We start from the raw sequence: 16634 nt of genomic DNA on the forward strand, positions 1-16634 counted from the left end.
TCAGTGGGTCAAAAAATTCATCCAATTGGAATGCGTGTCGGAATCATCCGTGACTGGGATTCAAAATGGTACGCAGAAAAAGATTTCGCAGAATTCTTGCATGAAGATTTAAAAATCCGTGATTATATCCGTAAACAATTAAGCGACGCTAGCGTTTCAACAATTGAAGTTGAACGTGCAGCTAACCGCGTTAATGTTTCAATCCACACTGCAAAACCTGGTATGGTTATCGGTAAAGGTGGATCTGAAGTTGATAAATTACGTACAAACTTAAACAAATTAACAGGTAAAAAAGTACACATCAACATCGTGGAAATCAAAAAACCTGATTTAGATGCAAAATTAGTTGCTGAAGGAATTGCTCGCGACTTAGAACGTCGTATCGCTTTCCGTCGTGCACAAAAACAAGCTATCCAACGTACAATGCGTGCAGGTGCTAAAGGAATTAAAACAATGGTATCAGGTCGTTTAAACGGTGCAGATATCGCTCGTTCAGAAAGCTATTCTGAAGGAACAGTTCCATTACACACATTACGTGCAGATATTGACTACGCTTGGGAAGAAGCAGATACAACTTACGGAAAATTAGGTGTTAAAACTTGGATTTACCGTGACGAAGTATTACCAACAAGAAAGAACAACAACTCTGAGAAAGGAGGGAAATAAACATGTTAGTACCAAAACGTGTAAAACACCGTCGTGAATTCCGTGGAAAAATGCGCGGGGAAGCTAAAGGTGGTAAAGAAGTAGTATTCGGTACATACGGTTTACAAGCAACAGAATCTCACTGGATTACAAACCGTCAAATCGAAGCAGCTCGTATTGCAATGACTCGTTATATGAAACGTGGTGGGAAAGTATGGATTAAAATTTTCCCTCACAAATCATACACAGCTAAAGCTATCGGGGTACGTATGGGTTCTGGTAAAGGGGCACCTGAAGGTTGGGTAGCACCAGTTAAACGTGGTAAAGTCATGTTTGAAATTGCTGGAGTTTCAGAAGAAGTAGCTCGTGAAGCTTTACGTTTGGCATCACACAAATTGCCAGTTAAAACAAAATTTGTGAAACGCGAAGAAAATGGTGGTGAATCGAATGAAGGTTAATGCACTTAGAAAAGAACTTAAAGGGTTATCCACTGCTGAACTTGTTGAAAAAGAAAAAGAATTAAAGCAAGAACTATTCAACTTACGATTCCAACTTGCTACTGGTCAATTAGAAGGTACAGCACGCATTCGTGAAGTACGTAAACAAATTGCGCGTATCAAGACTGCATTGCGTCAAGAAGAATTGCAAAAATAATCATCAGCAAAGGAGGCAATGAACATGACTGTAGAACGTAACCAACGTAAAGTATATCAAGGTCGCGTTGTTTCAGATAAGATGGAAAAGACTATTGTAGTTGCTATTGAAACTTACAAACGTCACAAAACTTACGGAAAACGCGTTAAATATACGAAAAAATTTGTAGCTCATGATGAAAATAACTCAGCTAAAATCGGTGATATTGTTAAGATCATGGAAACTCGTCCATTGTCAGCAACAAAACGTTTCCGTTTAGTTGAGATTGTTGAAGAAGCAGTAATTATTTAATTTCAAATTGTGTATACATTTGAAAGGAGGAACCAATAGTGATTCAAACAGAAACTCGTTTAAAAGTGGCTGACAACTCAGGCGCTCGTGAAGTATTGACAATTAGAGTTCTAGGCGGATCTGGCCGCAAAACAGCTAACATCGGTGACGTAATCGTTGCATCTGTTAAACAAGCAACACCAGGTGGGGTTGTTAAAAAAGGTGACGTTGTTAAAGCTGTAATCGTTCGTACGAAATCAGGAGCTCGTCGTAAAGACGGTTCTTACATTAAATTCGACGAAAACGCATGTGTAATCATTCGTGATGACAAGAGCCCTCGTGGAACACGTATCTTTGGACCAGTTGCACGTGAATTACGTGATAACAACTATATGAAGATCGTTTCATTAGCTCCAGAAGTATTATAATTCTCATCAAAATCGAAGGAGGTGTAACACATGCACGTAAAAACTGGTGATAAAGTTAAAGTAATCTCAGGTAAATACAAAGGAAAAGAAGGAGTAATCCTAAAAAGTTTTCCAAAACAAAACCGAGTTCTTGTTGAAGGTGTGAACATTGTTAAGAAACATCAAAAACCATCTCAAGCTAACCAAACAGGCGGCGTAGTTGAAATGGAAGCACCAATTCATGTTTCAAACGTAATGCTAATTGACCCTTCAACAGGTGCAGCTACACGTGTTAGCTACAAGGTTGAAAATGGTAAAAAAGTTCGCGTGTCTAAACGCACAGGCGAAGTACTAGATAAGTAATTTTAGGAAGGAGGACCATCCTGCATGAATCGCTTAAATGCAAAATACAAAAACGAAGTGGTAGCTTCTTTAATGGAAAAGTTTAACTACAAATCAATTATGGAAGTACCTAAAGTAGAAAAAATCGTTATCAACATGGGTGTTGGTGATGCAACATCAAACGCTAAAAACTTAGAAAAAGCAGTTGAAGAATTAACATTAATTTCTGGTCAAAAACCAGTTGTTACTACAGCTAAAAAATCTATCGCTGGTTTCCGTTTACGTGAAGGTATGCCTATCGGTACTAAAGTTACTTTACGTGGTGAACGTATGTACGATTTCTTAGATAAATTAGTAACAGTTTCATTACCTCGTGTACGTGACTTCCGTGGAATCTCTAAAAAATCATTTGACGGACGTGGAAACTACACTTTAGGTGTGAAAGAACAATTAATCTTCCCTGAAATTGACTACGATCGCGTAGACAAAGTACGTGGTATGGATATCGTTATCGTAACTACTGCTAAATCAGACGAAGAAGCTAAAGAATTATTAACTCAACTTGGAATGCCTTTCCAAAAATAAAATAAAACTCACAGGAGGCGAGTAGTTTGGCTAAAAAATCAATGATCGCAAAGAACAAACGTCCAAAAAAATATTCAACACAAGAATATACTCGTTGTGAACGTTGTGGTCGACCACATTCAGTTTATCGTAAATTCAAACTTTGCCGTATTTGTTTACGTGAGCTTGCCTATAAAGGGCAAATCCCAGGAATGAAGAAAGCAAGTTGGTAATCATTACTACTTGATAAAGGAGGTACTCATTAATGGTTATGACAGATCCAATCGCGGATTTCTTAACTCGTATTCGTAATGCGAACATGGTTCGTCACGAATCTTTAGAAGTTCCGTCATCAAATATTAAAGTGGCTATTGCTAACATCTTAAAATCTGAAGGATTTATCAAAGACTTCACAGTTGAAGAAGATGGCAAACAAGGTGTCATGAAAGTATTCTTGAAATATGGAAAAAATAACGAACGTGTAATCACAGGATTGAAACGTATTTCTAAACCTGGTTTACGTGTGTACGCTAAAACAGGCGAAGTTCCTAAAGTATTAAACGGTTTAGGTATCGCTATCGTATCAACATCTGAAGGTGTTATTACAGACAAAGAAGCAAGAGCTAAAAACGTAGGTGGAGAAGTTCTAGCATACGTTTGGTAATCTAGAAAACAAGGAGGTGCAGCCAAGTGAGCCGTATCGGAAATAAACCAGTTGTTATCCCAGCAGGTGTAACAATCGACTTAAAGGACAATACAGTAACTGTTAAAGGTCCAAAAGGTGAATTATCATATACATTCAACCAAAATATCACATTAGTTCAAAACGAAGGTGAAGTTGTTTTCACTCGTCCAGATGACTCTAAAGAAAACAAAACAATCCACGGAACAACTCGCGCAGTATTCAACAACATGGTTGTTGGTGTTACTGAAGGATTCCAAAGAGAATTGGAATTAATCGGGGTTGGGTATCGTGCTCAATTACAAGGTAAAAAACTTGTATTAAACGTTGGATATTCTCATCCAGTGGAATTCACACCGGAAGAAGGAATTGAAATCGAAGTTCCTTCAAATACTAAAGTTATCGTAAAAGGTTATGACAAACAAAAAGTTGGCGAATTAGCTGCTAACATTCGTGGCGTACGTCCACCAGAACCATATAAAGGTAAAGGTATTCGTTACGTTAATGAATTTGTACGTCGTAAAGAAGGTAAAACAGGTAAATAATTTTCGTAATTATTTACCTTTTGTTGCGCTATTAGTCGCATAAAAATATATTATAAGAGGTGAAAATTGTGATTACAAAACCAGACAAAAATAAAGTGCGTCAAAACCGTCACGCACGTGTTCGTCGCAAAATTTCTGGTACTGCTGAGTGCCCACGCTTGAACGTTTTTCGTTCTAACAAAAACATCTACGCTCAACTAATTGATGACGTAGCGGGTGTGACGCTAGCAAGTGCCTCTACTTTAGATACAAATGTAGAAAATGGAACAAAAACAGAGGAAGCTGTTGCAGTTGGTAAATTAATTGCAGAACGTGGACTTGAAAAAAATATTAAGAAAGTAGTCTTTGACCGTGGTGGATACTTATACCATGGACGTGTAAAAGCTTTAGCTGAAGCTGCACGTGAAAATGGACTAGTATTCTAGGAAAAGGAGGACCCACAATTCATGGTTAATATTGATGCAAGAAACTTAGAATTAGAAGATCGTGTAGTTGCGATTAACCGCGTAACAAAAGTTGTTAAAGGTGGACGTCGTTTACGTTTTGCTGCTTTAGTTGTTGTAGGTGACCGTAATGGACATGTTGGATTCGGTACTGGTAAAGCTCAAGAAGTTCCAGAAGCTATCCGTAAAGCAATCGAAGATGCTAAGAAAAACTTAATTGAAGTACCTACAAGTGGTTCTACAATTCCTCACGAAGTTATCGGACGTTTCTGCGGTGGTAATGTATTACTTAAACCAGCTCAAGCCGGTTCAGGAGTTGCCGCAGGTGGACCAGTTCGTGCCGTTGTTGAATTAGCAGGTATCGCTGATGTAACTTCAAAATCTTTAGGTTCAAACACACCTGTAAACATGGTTCGTGCTACAATCGAAGGTTTGAAACAATTAAAACGTGTTGAAGATGTTGCTGCATTACGTGGCAAATCAGTTGAAGAATTATTAGGATAGGAGGACATAGAAAATGGCAGAATTAAAGATCACTTTAAAGAAAAGCTTGATTGGACGTCCTCAAAACCAAATTGATACTTGTAAAGCATTAGGCTTAACAAAAATTCGTTCAACAGTTGTAAAACCAGCTAACGATGCTATCAAAGGCATGGTTAACACAGTATCACATCTAGTGGATGTTGAGGAAGTTTAATTAATCAACTTATAAGAGGAGGTGCCCGAAACATGAAACTTCATGAATTACAACCAGCAGCAGGTTCACGTAAAGAACGTAACCGTGTTGGTAGAGGTCAAGGTTCAGGAAACGGAAAAACTGCTGGACGCGGAAGCAAAGGTCAAAAAGCTCGTTCAGGCGGTGGCGTTAGATTAGGATTCGAAGGTGGACAAACTCCATTGTTCCGTCGTTTACCAAAACGTGGTTTCCAAAATATCAATCGTAAAGAATATGCAGTCGTAAATCTAGAAACATTAAACCGTTTCGAAGATGGTCAAGAAGTGACTGCTGCTGTACTAGTTGAGGCTGGTATCGTTAAAAACGAGAAAGACGGTATCAAAGTATTAGCAAACGGAAAACTTGAACGTAAGTTAACTGTTAAAGCAAATAAATTCTCTCAAGCAGCAAAAGAAGCAATTGAAGCTGCAGGTGGAACTGTAGAGGTGATTTAATGTTCTCTCTACTAAAAAATGCGATTACAACCAAGGATATTAGACAACGTCTTTTATATACACTAATGGTATTAGTGGTATTCCGAATTGGTACGCATATTACAGTTCCTGGTGTTAATGCATCAGCAATTGAAACATTTGCATCAACAGGTTTCTTTGGTATTTTAAATACATTTAGTGGTGGGGCGCTATCGAACTTCTCTATCTTTTCGATGGGAGTTTCGCCTTACATCACTGCGTCAATCGTAGTTCAATTATTACAAATGGACATCCTTCCTACATTCGTAGAATGGTCTAAACAAGGGGAAGTTGGTCGACGTAAATTAAATACCGCTACTCGTTATTTAACAATCGTAATTGGTTTCTTCCAAGCATTTGCGATTTCATTTGGTTTCAATGCTTATGCAAACTATGGATTAATTAACAATCCTGGTATTTCAACATACTTGTTGATTGCGTTAGTTTTAACTGCAGGAACAATGTTTGTTACATGGCTAGGTGATATGATCACTGTTAATGGGATTAGTAATGGGGTATCTATTATAATCTTTGCAGGGATTGTAGCTCGTATGCCACATGATATTTATGAATTTTATGTCAATCAATTACAAGGAAAAGCCGATGAAGAGTTGTATCGAGCTTATGGATTTACAGCTGCTCTTGCAGTTGCAATTATCCTAGTGGTTATGTTAGTAGTATTCATTGAGCAAGCGCAACGTCGTTTACCAATTTCATACTCTAAACGACCAACTGGAGCTAGCGAAGCTTCATGGTTACCATTGAAGATTAACTCTGCAGGGGTTATTCCAGTAATTTTTGCAAGTTCGTTTATAGCATTGCCACAAACTGTTTTAAGTGCTGTTCACGGCCAATACAGTGAGGCAAGTTGGTATCAAGTTGCAACAAATATATTTGATTACCAAAAACCAGCAGGTGCAAGTTTATATATCTTTTTAATAGTAGTATTTACTTACTTCTATGCATTTGTACAAGTTAACCCTGAAAAAGTTGCGGAAAACTTACAAAAACAAGGTGGTTACATCTTAAGTGTAAGACCTGGTAAAGAGACAGAACATTATATTTCTGGAATGCTTTTAAGATTGAGTACAGTCGGAGCACTTTATTTAGGTGGTATTTCACTATTACCTATGATTGCTGCAGCTTTGTGGAGTCTACCACGTGGTTTAATGTTAGGTGGAACAAACTTACTAATCGTAGTTGGGGTTGCACTTGAAATTAGCCGTCAAATTGAAGGCCGAGCAATTAAACGTAAATATAAAGGGTTTATCCAAGAGTAATGAGGAAGATTGACAAAATATTTTTGAATGTTTTGTCTTTTCTTCATCTACAATGTAAAGGAGAAATTATGAATATTATTTTAATGGGCTTACCTGGAGCAGGTAAAGGAACTCAAGCAGAAAAAATTGTTGCTACTTATAACATTCCACATATTTCAACTGGTGATATGTTCCGTGCTGCTATGCAACAAGGAACAGAGTTAGGACTAAAAGCTAAATCTTTCATGGATAAAGGTGAATTAGTACCTGATGAAGTTACTAATGGAATTGTTAAGGAACGTTTACAAGCAGACGATACTAAAAACGGATTTTTATTGGATGGTTTTCCAAGAACTCAAGCTCAAGCAGAAGCACTTGATAAAATTATGGATGAATTAGGTCGTAAAATTGATGCTGTTATCAATATTGATGTAAATCCAGAAATTTTAATGCAACGTCTAACTGGACGTTTCATTTGCAGAAACTGTGGAGCTACTTATCACAAAATCAATAAACCAACTAAAGTAGAAGGCACATGTGATCGTTGTGGAGAACACGATTTCTACCAACGTGAAGATGACAAACCTGAAACTGTTGAAAATCGTATTCAAATTAATATTGAACAATCAAAACCAATCTTAAACTACTACAATGCAAAAGAAGTTTTACATAATGTAGATGGTGAAAGCGGGATTGATCATTTGTTTAACACAATTCAATCAATTATGGGCGAACCGCACCAAGCTTAACCTGTTATCTTGCATTTATTGTAGCTGAAATGGTATAATTAGAAAGTTAGATAACGGTAGAAGTCCGTCAGTAAAATCCGTAACAACTTTTTAAAAGTGAGGAGGATGAAGCATGGCAAAGGAAGACGTAATTGAAATTGAAGGTATTGTTAATGAAACATTACCAAATGCGATGTTCAAGGTCGAACTTGAAAATGGTCATGAGGTTTTAGCGCATGTATCTGGTAAAATCCGGATGCACTATATTAAGATTTTACCGGGCGATAAAGTAACGGTTGAATTATCACCTTACGATTTAACGCGCGGAAGAATCACATATCGCTTTAAATAATGGACTCCGTTAATGATATAAAGGAGGGAACTTAAATGAAAGTTAGAGCATCAGTAAAACCAATTTGCGAAAAATGTAAAGTAATTAAACGCAATGGTAAAGTTATGGTGATTTGTCAAAATCCCAAACATAAACAACGTCAAGGATAATTTATAAGGAGGTACTTAAAAGTATGGCTCGTATTGCAGGTGTGGATATTCCACGTGAAAAACGTGTTGTTATTTCTTTAACCTATATCTACGGTATCGGTGTTACGACTTCTAAACAAGTATTAGCTGCTGCTAATGTAAGTGAAGATACTCGTGTTCGTGATTTATCAAATGATGAATTAGACCGTATCCGTGCAGAAGTGGATAAACTAAAAATTGAAGGTGACTTACGTCGTGAAGTGAACTTAAACATCAAACGTTTGATGGAAATTGGTTCATATCGTGGTGTTCGCCATCGTCGTGGTTTACCAGTTCGTGGTCAAAATACTAAAAACAATGCTCGTACTCGTAAAGGCCCAGCTAAGGCTATTGCAGGTAAGAAAAAATAATTTAGAGAAGAAGGAGGTTAATTCTTCATGGCAAAGAAAGTTGTACGCAAACGCCGCGTGAAAAAGAATATTGAATCTGGTGTAGCTCACATCCGTTCAACATTTAATAATACAATTGTTATGATTACAGATGTACATGGAAATGCTGTTTCATGGTCTTCTGCAGGTGCTTTAGGATTTAAAGGTTCTAAAAAATCAACACCATTTGCTGCTCAAATGGCTGCTGAATCTGCTGCGAAAGGTTCAATGGAGCATGGTATGAAAACAGTTGAAGTTTCAGTTAAAGGTCCTGGTTCAGGTCGTGAAGCTGCAATTCGTTCATTACAAGCTACTGGTTTAGAAGTTACAGCAATTCGTGACGTAACACCAATCCCTCATAATGGATGTCGTCCTCCAAAACGCCGTCGTGTGTAATGGATTGTTATTGTTGAATTTTGTTGAACAATCGCACATTGTACGTACGTTTTGAAAGGGGTAAATAATAATGATCGAAATTGAAAAACCAAAAATTGAAACGATTGAGATCAGCGAAGATGCTAAATTTGGTAAATTCGTTGTTGAGCCACTTGAACGCGGTTATGGTACTACATTAGGGAACTCATTACGCCGTATTCTATTATCGTCACTCCCTGGTACTGCAGTAACAGATATCCAAATGGATGGCGTGTTACATGAATTTTCAACAATAGATGGCGTGGTAGAAGATGTTGCTGCAATCATTTTAAATATTAAGAAAATTGCATTAAAATCTTTTAGCGAAGATGATAAAGTGTTAGAAATCGATATCGTTGGTCCTGCTGTTGTAACAGCTGGAGATATCAAACATGATAGTGATATCGAAATCCTTAACCCTGATTTATATATTTGTACAGTAGCTGAAGGTCATCGCTTCCATGTTCGTATGAACGCTAAAAATGGTCGTGGTTATGTTCGTGCTGACTATAATAAATCTGAAAATATGCCAATTGGTGTTATCCCAATTGATTCTATTTATACTCCGATTAGTAAAGTGAACTACCAAGTCGAAAATACTCGCATTGGTCAAAAAAATATTTATGATAAATTAACGTTAGATGTATGGACAGATGGTTCTATCTCTCCAGAGGAAGCTATTAGTTTAGCAGCTCGTATCTTAACAGAACACTTAAATATTTTTGTTAATTTAACAGATGAAACTCGTCAAGTAGAAATTATGGTCGAAAAAGAAGAAACTCAAAAAGAGAAGATGCTTGAAATGACTATTGAAGAATTGGACTTATCAGTTCGTTCTTATAACTGCTTAAAACGTGCGGGAATCAATACTGTACAAGAATTAACAAACAAATCTGAAGCAGAAATGATCAAAGTTCGTAACTTAGGTCGTAAATCGCTTGAAGAAGTTAAACACAAATTAATCGAATTAAATTTAGATTTACGTCGTGAAGACTAATAGAAACTCTTAAGAAGGAGGAATATTAAAAAATGGCTTATCGTAAATTAGGACGTACAAGTTCACAACGTAAAGCGTTATTACGTGACTTGACAACTGACTTAATTATTAACGAACGCATCGTTACAACAGAAGCTCGTGCTAAAGAAATCCGCTCAACTGTTGAGAAAATGATTACTTTAGGTAAACGTGGAGATTTACATGCTCGTCGTCAAGCAGCTGCATATGTTCGTAACGAGGTAGCAGATGTACGTGAAGAAGGCGAAGGAATCGTTGTTGAAACTGCATTACAAAAATTATTCAATGGTTTAGCATCACGTTACAGCGAACGTCAAGGTGGATACACTCGTATTCTTAAAACTGAACCTCGTCGTGGCGATGCTGCACCAATGGTTATCATTGAATTAGTTTAATAAATAAACAAACACTTTTCGATGGTTGAAATGAGCGTCATGATGGTAATAATCATCTTGCGGTTGTGAGATGAGAAGTCTGAGGCTACTGTAAAGTAGCCTTATTCTTTCTCATGATTATTTAGTCTAGCTCGCTGTCTCCCCGCCAGCGTTGGCGGGAAGGCACTTCATCATGAAGGTGTCTTTTTTTGTTTATATACATATTTTGTTTTTTATACATATTATAAAAGGTTAAGAGGTGAAGAAATTGACTCAACCAGTTATTTCAATTAAAAATATTCATTTTAATTATCAGGATCAAGATACGAGAGAAGCATTATCCGATGTATCATTGGACGTATATGAGGGAGAATGGTTAGCTATTATTGGGCATAATGGCTCAGGAAAGTCTACACTTGCAAAAATGATGAATGGCTTATTAGAAGCTTCAAGTGGAAAAATTTATATCGACGGTCAATTATTAACGGAAGATTCAGTTTATGAGGCACGTCGTAAAGTAGGGATGGTGTTTCAAAATCCAGATAATCAATTTGTTGGAACAACTGTGGAAGATGATATTGCTTTCGGCTTAGAAAACATTGGAATGCCACGGGATGAAATGATTGAAAAAATCAATGCTTCGTTAGAAATGGTTCGTATGAGTCAGTTCAAAGAAAAAGAACCAGCTCGTTTATCTGGGGGGCAAAAACAACGTGTTGCGATTGCAGGTATGATTGCATTAGCTCCGAAGGTAGTTATATTAGACGAAGCTACGTCTATGTTAGATCCTCAAGGAAGATATGAAGTGATTTCTACAATTCAACAACTTCATAAGGAAAAAGGAATTACAGTTATCTCAATTACACATGATTTAGATGAGGCAGCTCAAGCAGATCGTGTATTATTAATGGAAGGCGGAAAAGTGAATCGTATTGGTAAGCCTTCTGAAATTTTTGAAATGGGTACAACATTAGTGGATAAAGGTTTAGATGTTCCTTTCTCTGAAAAATTAAAAGCAGTCTTAAAAGAAAAAGGTTTAAATGTTCCAAGTGAATATTTAGATGAAGAAGGGTTGGTGAACTGGCTATGGACATCCGTTTTAAACAAGTAGGATTTGCTTATCAAGCAGGTACTCCTTTTGAAATGAGAGCGTTACATGATGTTTCGTTTTCAGTTAATGATGGTTCTTATGTAGCCATTATTGGTCATACTGGTTCAGGTAAATCAACAATTCTTCAACATTTAAATGCGTTATTAAAACCAACTGAAGGGATTGTTGAATTAGGAGATAAAACAATTGATTCAACGACTGGAAATAAAGATTTAAAACCTTTACGTAAAAAAGTTGGGATTGTTTTTCAATTTCCTGAAGCACAATTGTTTGAAGAAACTGTAGAAAAAGATATTGCTTTTGGTCCTAAAAACTTTGGCGTGAGTGAAGAAGAAGCACTAAATATTGCGGCAGAAGTTATTCAAACTGTTGGATTACCAGCAGATGTGTTAAAAAAATCACCTTTTGATTTATCAGGCGGACAAATGAGACGTGTTGCGATTGCAGGCGTGTTAGCAATGAAACCGGAAGTATTAGTATTGGATGAACCAACCGCAGGATTAGATCCAAAAGGTCGCCTAGAAATGATGGAGATGTTTTATAAACTAAATAAAGAACAAAATATGACCATCGTTTTAGTGACTCATCAAATGAATGACGTTAGCGATTATGCGGATCATGTTGTTGTCATTGAATCTGGAAAAGTTGTGAAAGAAGGTTCGCCAAAAGAAGTGTTTGCAGATGCTTCTTGGTTATTAGAAAAACAATTAGGGGTTCCAACAACATTAGCTTTTGTTGAAAAATTAAAATCTAAAGGTTGGAATACGGATAAAATGCCTTTAACTTTAGATGAGTTAGCAGATGCTATCTTAGAAGAACGTGGGGTGAATTAAGAAATGTTAGATAAATTATTATTAGGACGTTATTTACAAGGGGACTCTTTTGTTCATCAATTAGATCCTCGTACAAAATTTATTTCTACATTTGTATTCATCATTATTATATTCCTTGCAAATAATTGGTTAACGTATTTAATTTTAGCGATTTTTACATTAGTAGCTTTATTAGCTTCTAAAATTCCAATGAAGTTCTTTTGGAATGGGGTAAAACCTCTATTATGGGTTATTTTATTTACCGTTGTATTGCAAATGTTGTTTACAACTGGTGGAGATGTGTACTTTGAATGGGGCTTTATTAAAATTACTTCATTTGGGGTGATTAATGCGATTTATATTTTCTTGCGTTTTGTATTGATTATTTTTATTTCTACATTAATGACTTTAACAACACCGCCTTTACAAATTGCAGATGCAATGGAATCCATTATGAAACCATTAGGGAAAATTGGTGTTCCAGTTCATGAGATTGCTTTAATGCTATCAATTGCTTTACGTTTTGTTCCAACTTTAATGGATGAAGCTCAGAAGATTATGAATGCACAACGAGCTCGTGGAGTGGACTTCGGTGAAGGAAATTTATTTGAACAAATGAAAGCTATTATCCCGATTTTAATTCCGTTATTTGTGAGTTCATTTAATCGTGCAGAAGATTTAGCGACCGCAATGGAAGCTAGAGGATATCAAGGTGGAACAGGTAGAACAAAATATCGTGTGTTAACATACGGAAAGAAAGATGGAGTAACAGCACTTACTCTTGTTGTTTTAACCATTGCTTTAATAGTTTTTAGAGGACAGTGATAAAGATGGAGAATGATTTAACACTATTAAGATATCTATTAAGAAAAATCTATCATGCTGAAACACGAATGAAGAAATTAAAATCATGGATGTTTTTTGATTTTTTTAGTGATAGTCTCATTTTAAATTTTTTTAAGAGAAGACAAATTTCAGCACTGAATAAGGATTTAGCAGAAATTCAGCGTGGAGTTAGAAAACTTCAAAGAGACTATCCTTATTTATTAGCACATTCAAATTTACAAATTTCAAATACCACTTGGGATTATATTTTTGATTTGTGGCTAGATAATACTGTTGTAGATTTTATGATTTATAAAAATGTACAAGATATTTCTAAACATTTAGATTCGTTAAAAGCAGTAGTTGTACGCTTAATTAAACAACAATTAAATTAAAGACTTTTCCGTAGTAGAATGATTTTCTTACTACGGGGAAGTCTTTTTCACTTTTTGAATAGGAATATGGTACAATTAGTCGAAGAAATCATGAAGGAGGAAATCGAGTGGGATTTCGTTATAAAGTCATTTTAAGCTATGATGGAACGAATTATGTAGGGTTTCAAGTACAAGAAAATGGCAATAGTATTCAAGCAGAATTAAATAAAGCATTACGAAAAATGACAAAGGGATTGTATATTCCGGTTTGCGGTTCAGGTAGAACAGATTCAGGCGTACATGCAAATGGGCAAGTCATTCATTTTGATTATCCGACAAACATTGAAGAAGAGAATTTACAGAGAGCTTTAAACAGTTTATTACCGGATGATATTTCTGCAAAAAAAGTAATGGCAGTTAGTGATGAATTTCATGCTAGATATAGTGTGACGGGAAAACGATACATTTATCGTGTAAATATTCAAAAATTCGTAAATCCATTTAGTCGTTTATATACTCTTCACCATCCTTATCGAGTGAATGTGGATAACATGAATGAAGCTTTACAAGCGGCTATTGGCGAACATGATTTTACAAGCTTTTGTTCTACAAAGACAGATAAGGAGTCAAAAGTTAGAACAGTTACGAAAGCAGAAGTTGTAGAAAAAGATGGGGAATTAGTCTTCACCTTCGAAGGAAATGGATTTTTATATAATATGATTCGTATATTAGTGGGGACGAGTTTACAAATTGGGGATGGCTTGCGACCTGTTTCAGATATGAAAAATATTTTAGTAGCAATGGATCGACAAAAAGCAGGACCTACAGCTCCACCTCAAGGCTTGTATTTAGATGAAGTTTTCTATGAAGAAAAGGAATAATGCAGTTTTATCAAGAGTATGTTACAATAGAAAAGGATTTAATTTAAAGGAGAGATTTGATGGTATTAGAAAATTTTGATGTAAATTTACAAAAATATGCAAAATTACTAGTGTCTACAGGGATTAATGTTCAACCAGGACATACTGTAGTAATTTATGCAGAAGTGGAACAAGCACCTTTTGCACGCTTATTAGTAAAAGAAGCATATCAATTAGGAGCAAGTGAAGTTATCGTTCAATGGAGTGATGATGAAATCAACCGTGAGCGTTTATTATATGCAGCGGAAGATCGTATTACGACAGTTCCAGAATATAAAGTACAAGAAATGCATTATTTATTAGACCATAAAGCAAGTCGTTTAAGCATTGTCTCTAAAGATCCAGATGCATTAAATGGAGTAGATACAAGTCGTCTTGCAAAATCAATGAAAGCTACAAGTGTTGCTTTAAAACCAATGCGTATTGCAGGTCAATCGAATAAAATAAGCTGGACAGTAGCAGCTGCAGCAGGTAGCGCATGGGCTAAGAAAGTATTCCCAGAAGCAAAATCAACTGAAGAAGCTGTAGATTTATTATGGAATCAAATCTTTACAACTTGCCGAGTGTATGCAGATGATCCAGTTGCAGCTTGGAAAGAACATGAAGAAAAATTAGACAAAAAAGCAGCTGTTTTAAATAAAGAACAATTTGTTAAATTACATTACACTGCACCAGGAACTGACTTAACTCTTGGAATGCCTAAAAACCATGTTTGGGAAAGTGCTGGAAGCTATAATGCGCAAGGTGAACACTTTATTGCAAATATGCCTACAGAAGAAGTGTTCTCAGCTCCAGATTATCGTGTAGCAGATGGTTATGTAACAAGTACAAAACCATTAAGTTATAATGGAAATATTATCGAAGGAATCAAAGTTACTTTTAAAGATGGTCAAATCGTAGAAGTTTCTGCTGAAAAAGGTGACCAAGTAATGAAAGATTTAGTATTCGAAAATATGGGTGCTCGTGGATTAGGAGAAGTTGCCTTAGTAAGTGACCCTTCTCCAATTTCTCAATCAGGAATTACATTCTTTAATACATTATATGATGAAAATGCTTCTAACCACTTAGCAATTGGTTCAGCGTATGCGACAAGTGTTAAAGGTGGAGAGAAATTCGAAACAGAAGAAGAATTAGCTGCTGCTGGTTTAAACCGTTCTGATATTCATGTGGACTTCATGATTGGTGGTCCAAATATGAATGTTGACGGTATTCGTGAAGACGGAACAGTTGTACCAATCTTCCGTAATGGAGACTGGGCTATTTAATGACATTGAAAGCATCCTATCCATTGCTATAGTCAGATGGATGGGATGTTTTTTACTTTAAAAATGAAGGAGGTTGAAAGTATGACTCGACAAAGAAAATGGTTTTATGGAATTTTTGGAGCATTATTTGCACTGATTTTACTATTTTATGGATTCATTCTGATGTTTACTTATCGGGGAACTCCTGAAGCAATCGAGAAATGGAATGAGCATTCTTATGTAAAAAAGAATCAGTATTATCGATTTGAGGCAAAGGGAGAAAAACAAGCAACTCTATTATTTTATACGGGGGCTTTAGTTGAACCTCAAGCTTATGTTGGGATTGCCGAAGGGTTAGCTAAGAATGGCATTACGACTTATGTGATTGAATCTTCATTGAACTTACCGATTTTTGAAATGGGAACAATGGAAACAATTGTAAAAGAAGAGAATTTGGATAAAGTATATGTAGCAGGACATTCTTTAGGGGGAGTTGTTGCAAGTTTAGATGCTGTAAAATTACAAAAGGACAATTACTTAGCAGGACTGATTTTACTCGCTAGTTATCCAGATAAAAGTGTTGATTTCAGTAGTAGCTCTATTCCAGTTTTATCGATTGTAGCAAGTCAGGATAAGGTTTTGAACTGGGACAAATATGAAGCAAGTAAGGCTCGTTTACCGAAGTCTAGTAAAGAACTCATGATTCAAGGTGGAAATCATAGTGGATTCGGAATGTATGGTGAACAAAAGGGCGATGGAAAAGCTTCGATTTCAAATGATGAACAACAACAGAAAGTAATTGAAAAAATGACGGGATTTATGAAACAGCTAAAATAGTTTGCTGTTTATAGCTAGAATTGGTAAATTCTCAATCTAAATTCTAGTTTAGAAATCAGTTGAATTTAGTCTG

Annotated in this window: 29 protein-coding genes; all 29 read left to right on the plus strand. The window is 36.1% G+C overall.

Annotated features, from left to right (window positions below; genetic code table 11):
• Positions 1–3 precede the first annotated feature (3 nt).
• On the plus strand, positions 4–666 hold the full coding sequence (gene rpsC, locus RWZ86_RS02575) for a 30S ribosomal protein S3 (protein ID WP_006703277.1): 663 nt from the start codon (positions 4–6) through the stop codon (positions 664–666).
• 2 nt (positions 667–668) lie between these two features.
• Entirely contained in the window at positions 669–1103 is a 435-nt protein-coding gene (gene rplP, locus RWZ86_RS02580) for a 50S ribosomal protein L16 (RefSeq protein ID WP_005607470.1), read from the plus strand.
• Positions 1093–1299 (plus strand): 50S ribosomal protein L29, encoded by a 207-nt coding sequence (gene rpmC, locus RWZ86_RS02585; RefSeq protein WP_006703280.1) that lies wholly within the window; start codon positions 1093–1095, stop codon positions 1297–1299. Before rplP ends, rpmC begins: the two co-directional genes overlap by 11 nt.
• A gap of 24 nt (positions 1300–1323) precedes the next feature.
• Positions 1324–1590, plus strand: coding sequence for a 30S ribosomal protein S17 (rpsQ, locus tag RWZ86_RS02590; protein WP_006703281.1), 267 nt, complete (start codon positions 1324–1326; stop codon positions 1588–1590).
• 38 nt (positions 1591–1628) lie between these two features.
• Positions 1629–1997 (plus strand): 50S ribosomal protein L14, encoded by a 369-nt coding sequence (gene rplN / locus RWZ86_RS02595; protein ID WP_005607465.1) that lies wholly within the window; start codon positions 1629–1631, stop codon positions 1995–1997.
• A gap of 30 nt (positions 1998–2027) precedes the next feature.
• A complete protein-coding gene (rplX, locus tag RWZ86_RS02600) occupies positions 2028–2339 on the plus strand; it encodes a 50S ribosomal protein L24 (RefSeq protein WP_006703282.1) in 312 nt (103 codons plus the stop codon).
• 24 nt (positions 2340–2363) lie between these two features.
• The gene (rplE, locus tag RWZ86_RS02605; RefSeq protein ID WP_006703283.1) at positions 2364–2903 is read left to right on the plus strand and encodes a 50S ribosomal protein L5; all 540 of its coding nucleotides are present in this window, start codon (positions 2364–2366) and stop codon (positions 2901–2903) included.
• Positions 2904–2929: 26 nt separating this feature from the next.
• A complete protein-coding gene (locus tag RWZ86_RS02610; protein WP_005607459.1) occupies positions 2930–3115 on the plus strand; it encodes a type Z 30S ribosomal protein S14 in 186 nt (61 codons plus the stop codon).
• A gap of 32 nt (positions 3116–3147) precedes the next feature.
• The gene (rpsH, locus tag RWZ86_RS02615) at positions 3148–3546 is read left to right on the plus strand and encodes a 30S ribosomal protein S8 (protein ID WP_314679760.1); all 399 of its coding nucleotides are present in this window, start codon (positions 3148–3150) and stop codon (positions 3544–3546) included.
• 26 nt (positions 3547–3572) lie between these two features.
• Positions 3573–4109 (plus strand): 50S ribosomal protein L6, encoded by a 537-nt coding sequence (rplF, locus tag RWZ86_RS02620; protein ID WP_006703285.1) that lies wholly within the window; start codon positions 3573–3575, stop codon positions 4107–4109.
• A 59-nt stretch (positions 4110–4168) separates the two neighbouring features.
• Positions 4169–4534: a 50S ribosomal protein L18 gene (rplR, locus tag RWZ86_RS02625; protein ID WP_040507629.1), complete on the plus strand. Its 366-nt coding sequence runs from the start codon at positions 4169–4171 to the stop codon at positions 4532–4534.
• Between the two features lie 21 nt (positions 4535–4555).
• Positions 4556–5056: a 30S ribosomal protein S5 gene (gene rpsE / locus RWZ86_RS02630; protein ID WP_006703287.1), complete on the plus strand. Its 501-nt coding sequence runs from the start codon at positions 4556–4558 to the stop codon at positions 5054–5056.
• 13 nt (positions 5057–5069) lie between these two features.
• On the plus strand, positions 5070–5249 hold the full coding sequence (gene rpmD / locus RWZ86_RS02635) for a 50S ribosomal protein L30 (RefSeq protein WP_006703288.1): 180 nt from the start codon (positions 5070–5072) through the stop codon (positions 5247–5249).
• Positions 5250–5281: 32 nt separating this feature from the next.
• The gene (gene rplO / locus RWZ86_RS02640; protein WP_314078323.1) at positions 5282–5722 is read left to right on the plus strand and encodes a 50S ribosomal protein L15; all 441 of its coding nucleotides are present in this window, start codon (positions 5282–5284) and stop codon (positions 5720–5722) included.
• Positions 5722–7020: a preprotein translocase subunit SecY gene (secY, locus tag RWZ86_RS02645; protein WP_314679763.1), complete on the plus strand. Its 1299-nt coding sequence runs from the start codon at positions 5722–5724 to the stop codon at positions 7018–7020. Before rplO ends, secY begins: the two co-directional genes overlap by 1 nt.
• Before the next feature lie 68 nt (positions 7021–7088).
• Positions 7089–7748: an adenylate kinase gene (locus RWZ86_RS02650; protein WP_314111481.1), complete on the plus strand. Its 660-nt coding sequence runs from the start codon at positions 7089–7091 to the stop codon at positions 7746–7748.
• A gap of 112 nt (positions 7749–7860) precedes the next feature.
• Complete coding sequence (gene infA / locus RWZ86_RS02655; RefSeq protein WP_005607446.1) at positions 7861–8079, plus strand: translation initiation factor IF-1; 219 nt, start codon at positions 7861–7863, stop codon at positions 8077–8079.
• A gap of 35 nt (positions 8080–8114) precedes the next feature.
• On the plus strand, positions 8115–8228 hold the full coding sequence (gene rpmJ, locus RWZ86_RS02660) for a 50S ribosomal protein L36 (protein WP_005607444.1): 114 nt from the start codon (positions 8115–8117) through the stop codon (positions 8226–8228).
• A 23-nt stretch (positions 8229–8251) separates the two neighbouring features.
• On the plus strand, positions 8252–8617 hold the full coding sequence (rpsM, locus tag RWZ86_RS02665) for a 30S ribosomal protein S13 (protein ID WP_006703292.1): 366 nt from the start codon (positions 8252–8254) through the stop codon (positions 8615–8617).
• A gap of 27 nt (positions 8618–8644) precedes the next feature.
• Entirely contained in the window at positions 8645–9031 is a 387-nt protein-coding gene (gene rpsK / locus RWZ86_RS02670; RefSeq protein ID WP_005607440.1) for a 30S ribosomal protein S11, read from the plus strand.
• Between the two features lie 70 nt (positions 9032–9101).
• Positions 9102–10046 carry a DNA-directed RNA polymerase subunit alpha gene (locus tag RWZ86_RS02675; RefSeq protein ID WP_314078328.1) on the plus strand — a complete coding sequence of 315 codons (945 nt, stop codon included), beginning with the start codon at positions 9102–9104 and terminating at the stop codon, positions 10044–10046.
• Positions 10047–10078: 32 nt separating this feature from the next.
• Entirely contained in the window at positions 10079–10459 is a 381-nt protein-coding gene (gene rplQ, locus RWZ86_RS02680; protein ID WP_006703294.1) for a 50S ribosomal protein L17, read from the plus strand.
• 238 nt (positions 10460–10697) lie between these two features.
• Positions 10698–11549: an energy-coupling factor ABC transporter ATP-binding protein gene (locus RWZ86_RS02685; protein WP_314679767.1), complete on the plus strand. Its 852-nt coding sequence runs from the start codon at positions 10698–10700 to the stop codon at positions 11547–11549.
• Positions 11525–12382 carry an energy-coupling factor ABC transporter ATP-binding protein gene (locus RWZ86_RS02690; RefSeq protein ID WP_314679769.1) on the plus strand — a complete coding sequence of 286 codons (858 nt, stop codon included), beginning with the start codon at positions 11525–11527 and terminating at the stop codon, positions 12380–12382. The genes RWZ86_RS02685 and RWZ86_RS02690 overlap by 25 nt, the downstream gene beginning before the upstream one ends.
• 3 nt (positions 12383–12385) lie before the next feature.
• Positions 12386–13186, plus strand: a complete 801-nt coding sequence (locus RWZ86_RS02695) for an energy-coupling factor transporter transmembrane component T (RefSeq protein ID WP_314679771.1) — start codon at positions 12386–12388, stop codon at positions 13184–13186.
• A gap of 5 nt (positions 13187–13191) precedes the next feature.
• Positions 13192–13581: a hypothetical protein gene (locus RWZ86_RS02700; protein ID WP_314679773.1), complete on the plus strand. Its 390-nt coding sequence runs from the start codon at positions 13192–13194 to the stop codon at positions 13579–13581.
• 107 nt (positions 13582–13688) lie between these two features.
• Positions 13689–14441 carry a tRNA pseudouridine(38-40) synthase TruA gene (gene truA, locus RWZ86_RS02705; RefSeq protein ID WP_314679775.1) on the plus strand — a complete coding sequence of 251 codons (753 nt, stop codon included), beginning with the start codon at positions 13689–13691 and terminating at the stop codon, positions 14439–14441.
• A gap of 59 nt (positions 14442–14500) precedes the next feature.
• A complete protein-coding gene (locus RWZ86_RS02710; RefSeq protein ID WP_314679777.1) occupies positions 14501–15745 on the plus strand; it encodes an aminopeptidase in 1245 nt (414 codons plus the stop codon).
• An 81-nt stretch (positions 15746–15826) separates the two neighbouring features.
• On the plus strand, positions 15827–16561 hold the full coding sequence (locus RWZ86_RS02715) for an alpha/beta hydrolase (protein WP_314679778.1): 735 nt from the start codon (positions 15827–15829) through the stop codon (positions 16559–16561).
• Positions 16562–16634 lie beyond the last annotated feature (73 nt).

It is taken from the genome of uncultured Granulicatella sp. (assembly GCF_963545075.1).
GTDB lineage: Bacteria > Bacillota > Bacilli > Lactobacillales > Aerococcaceae > Granulicatella.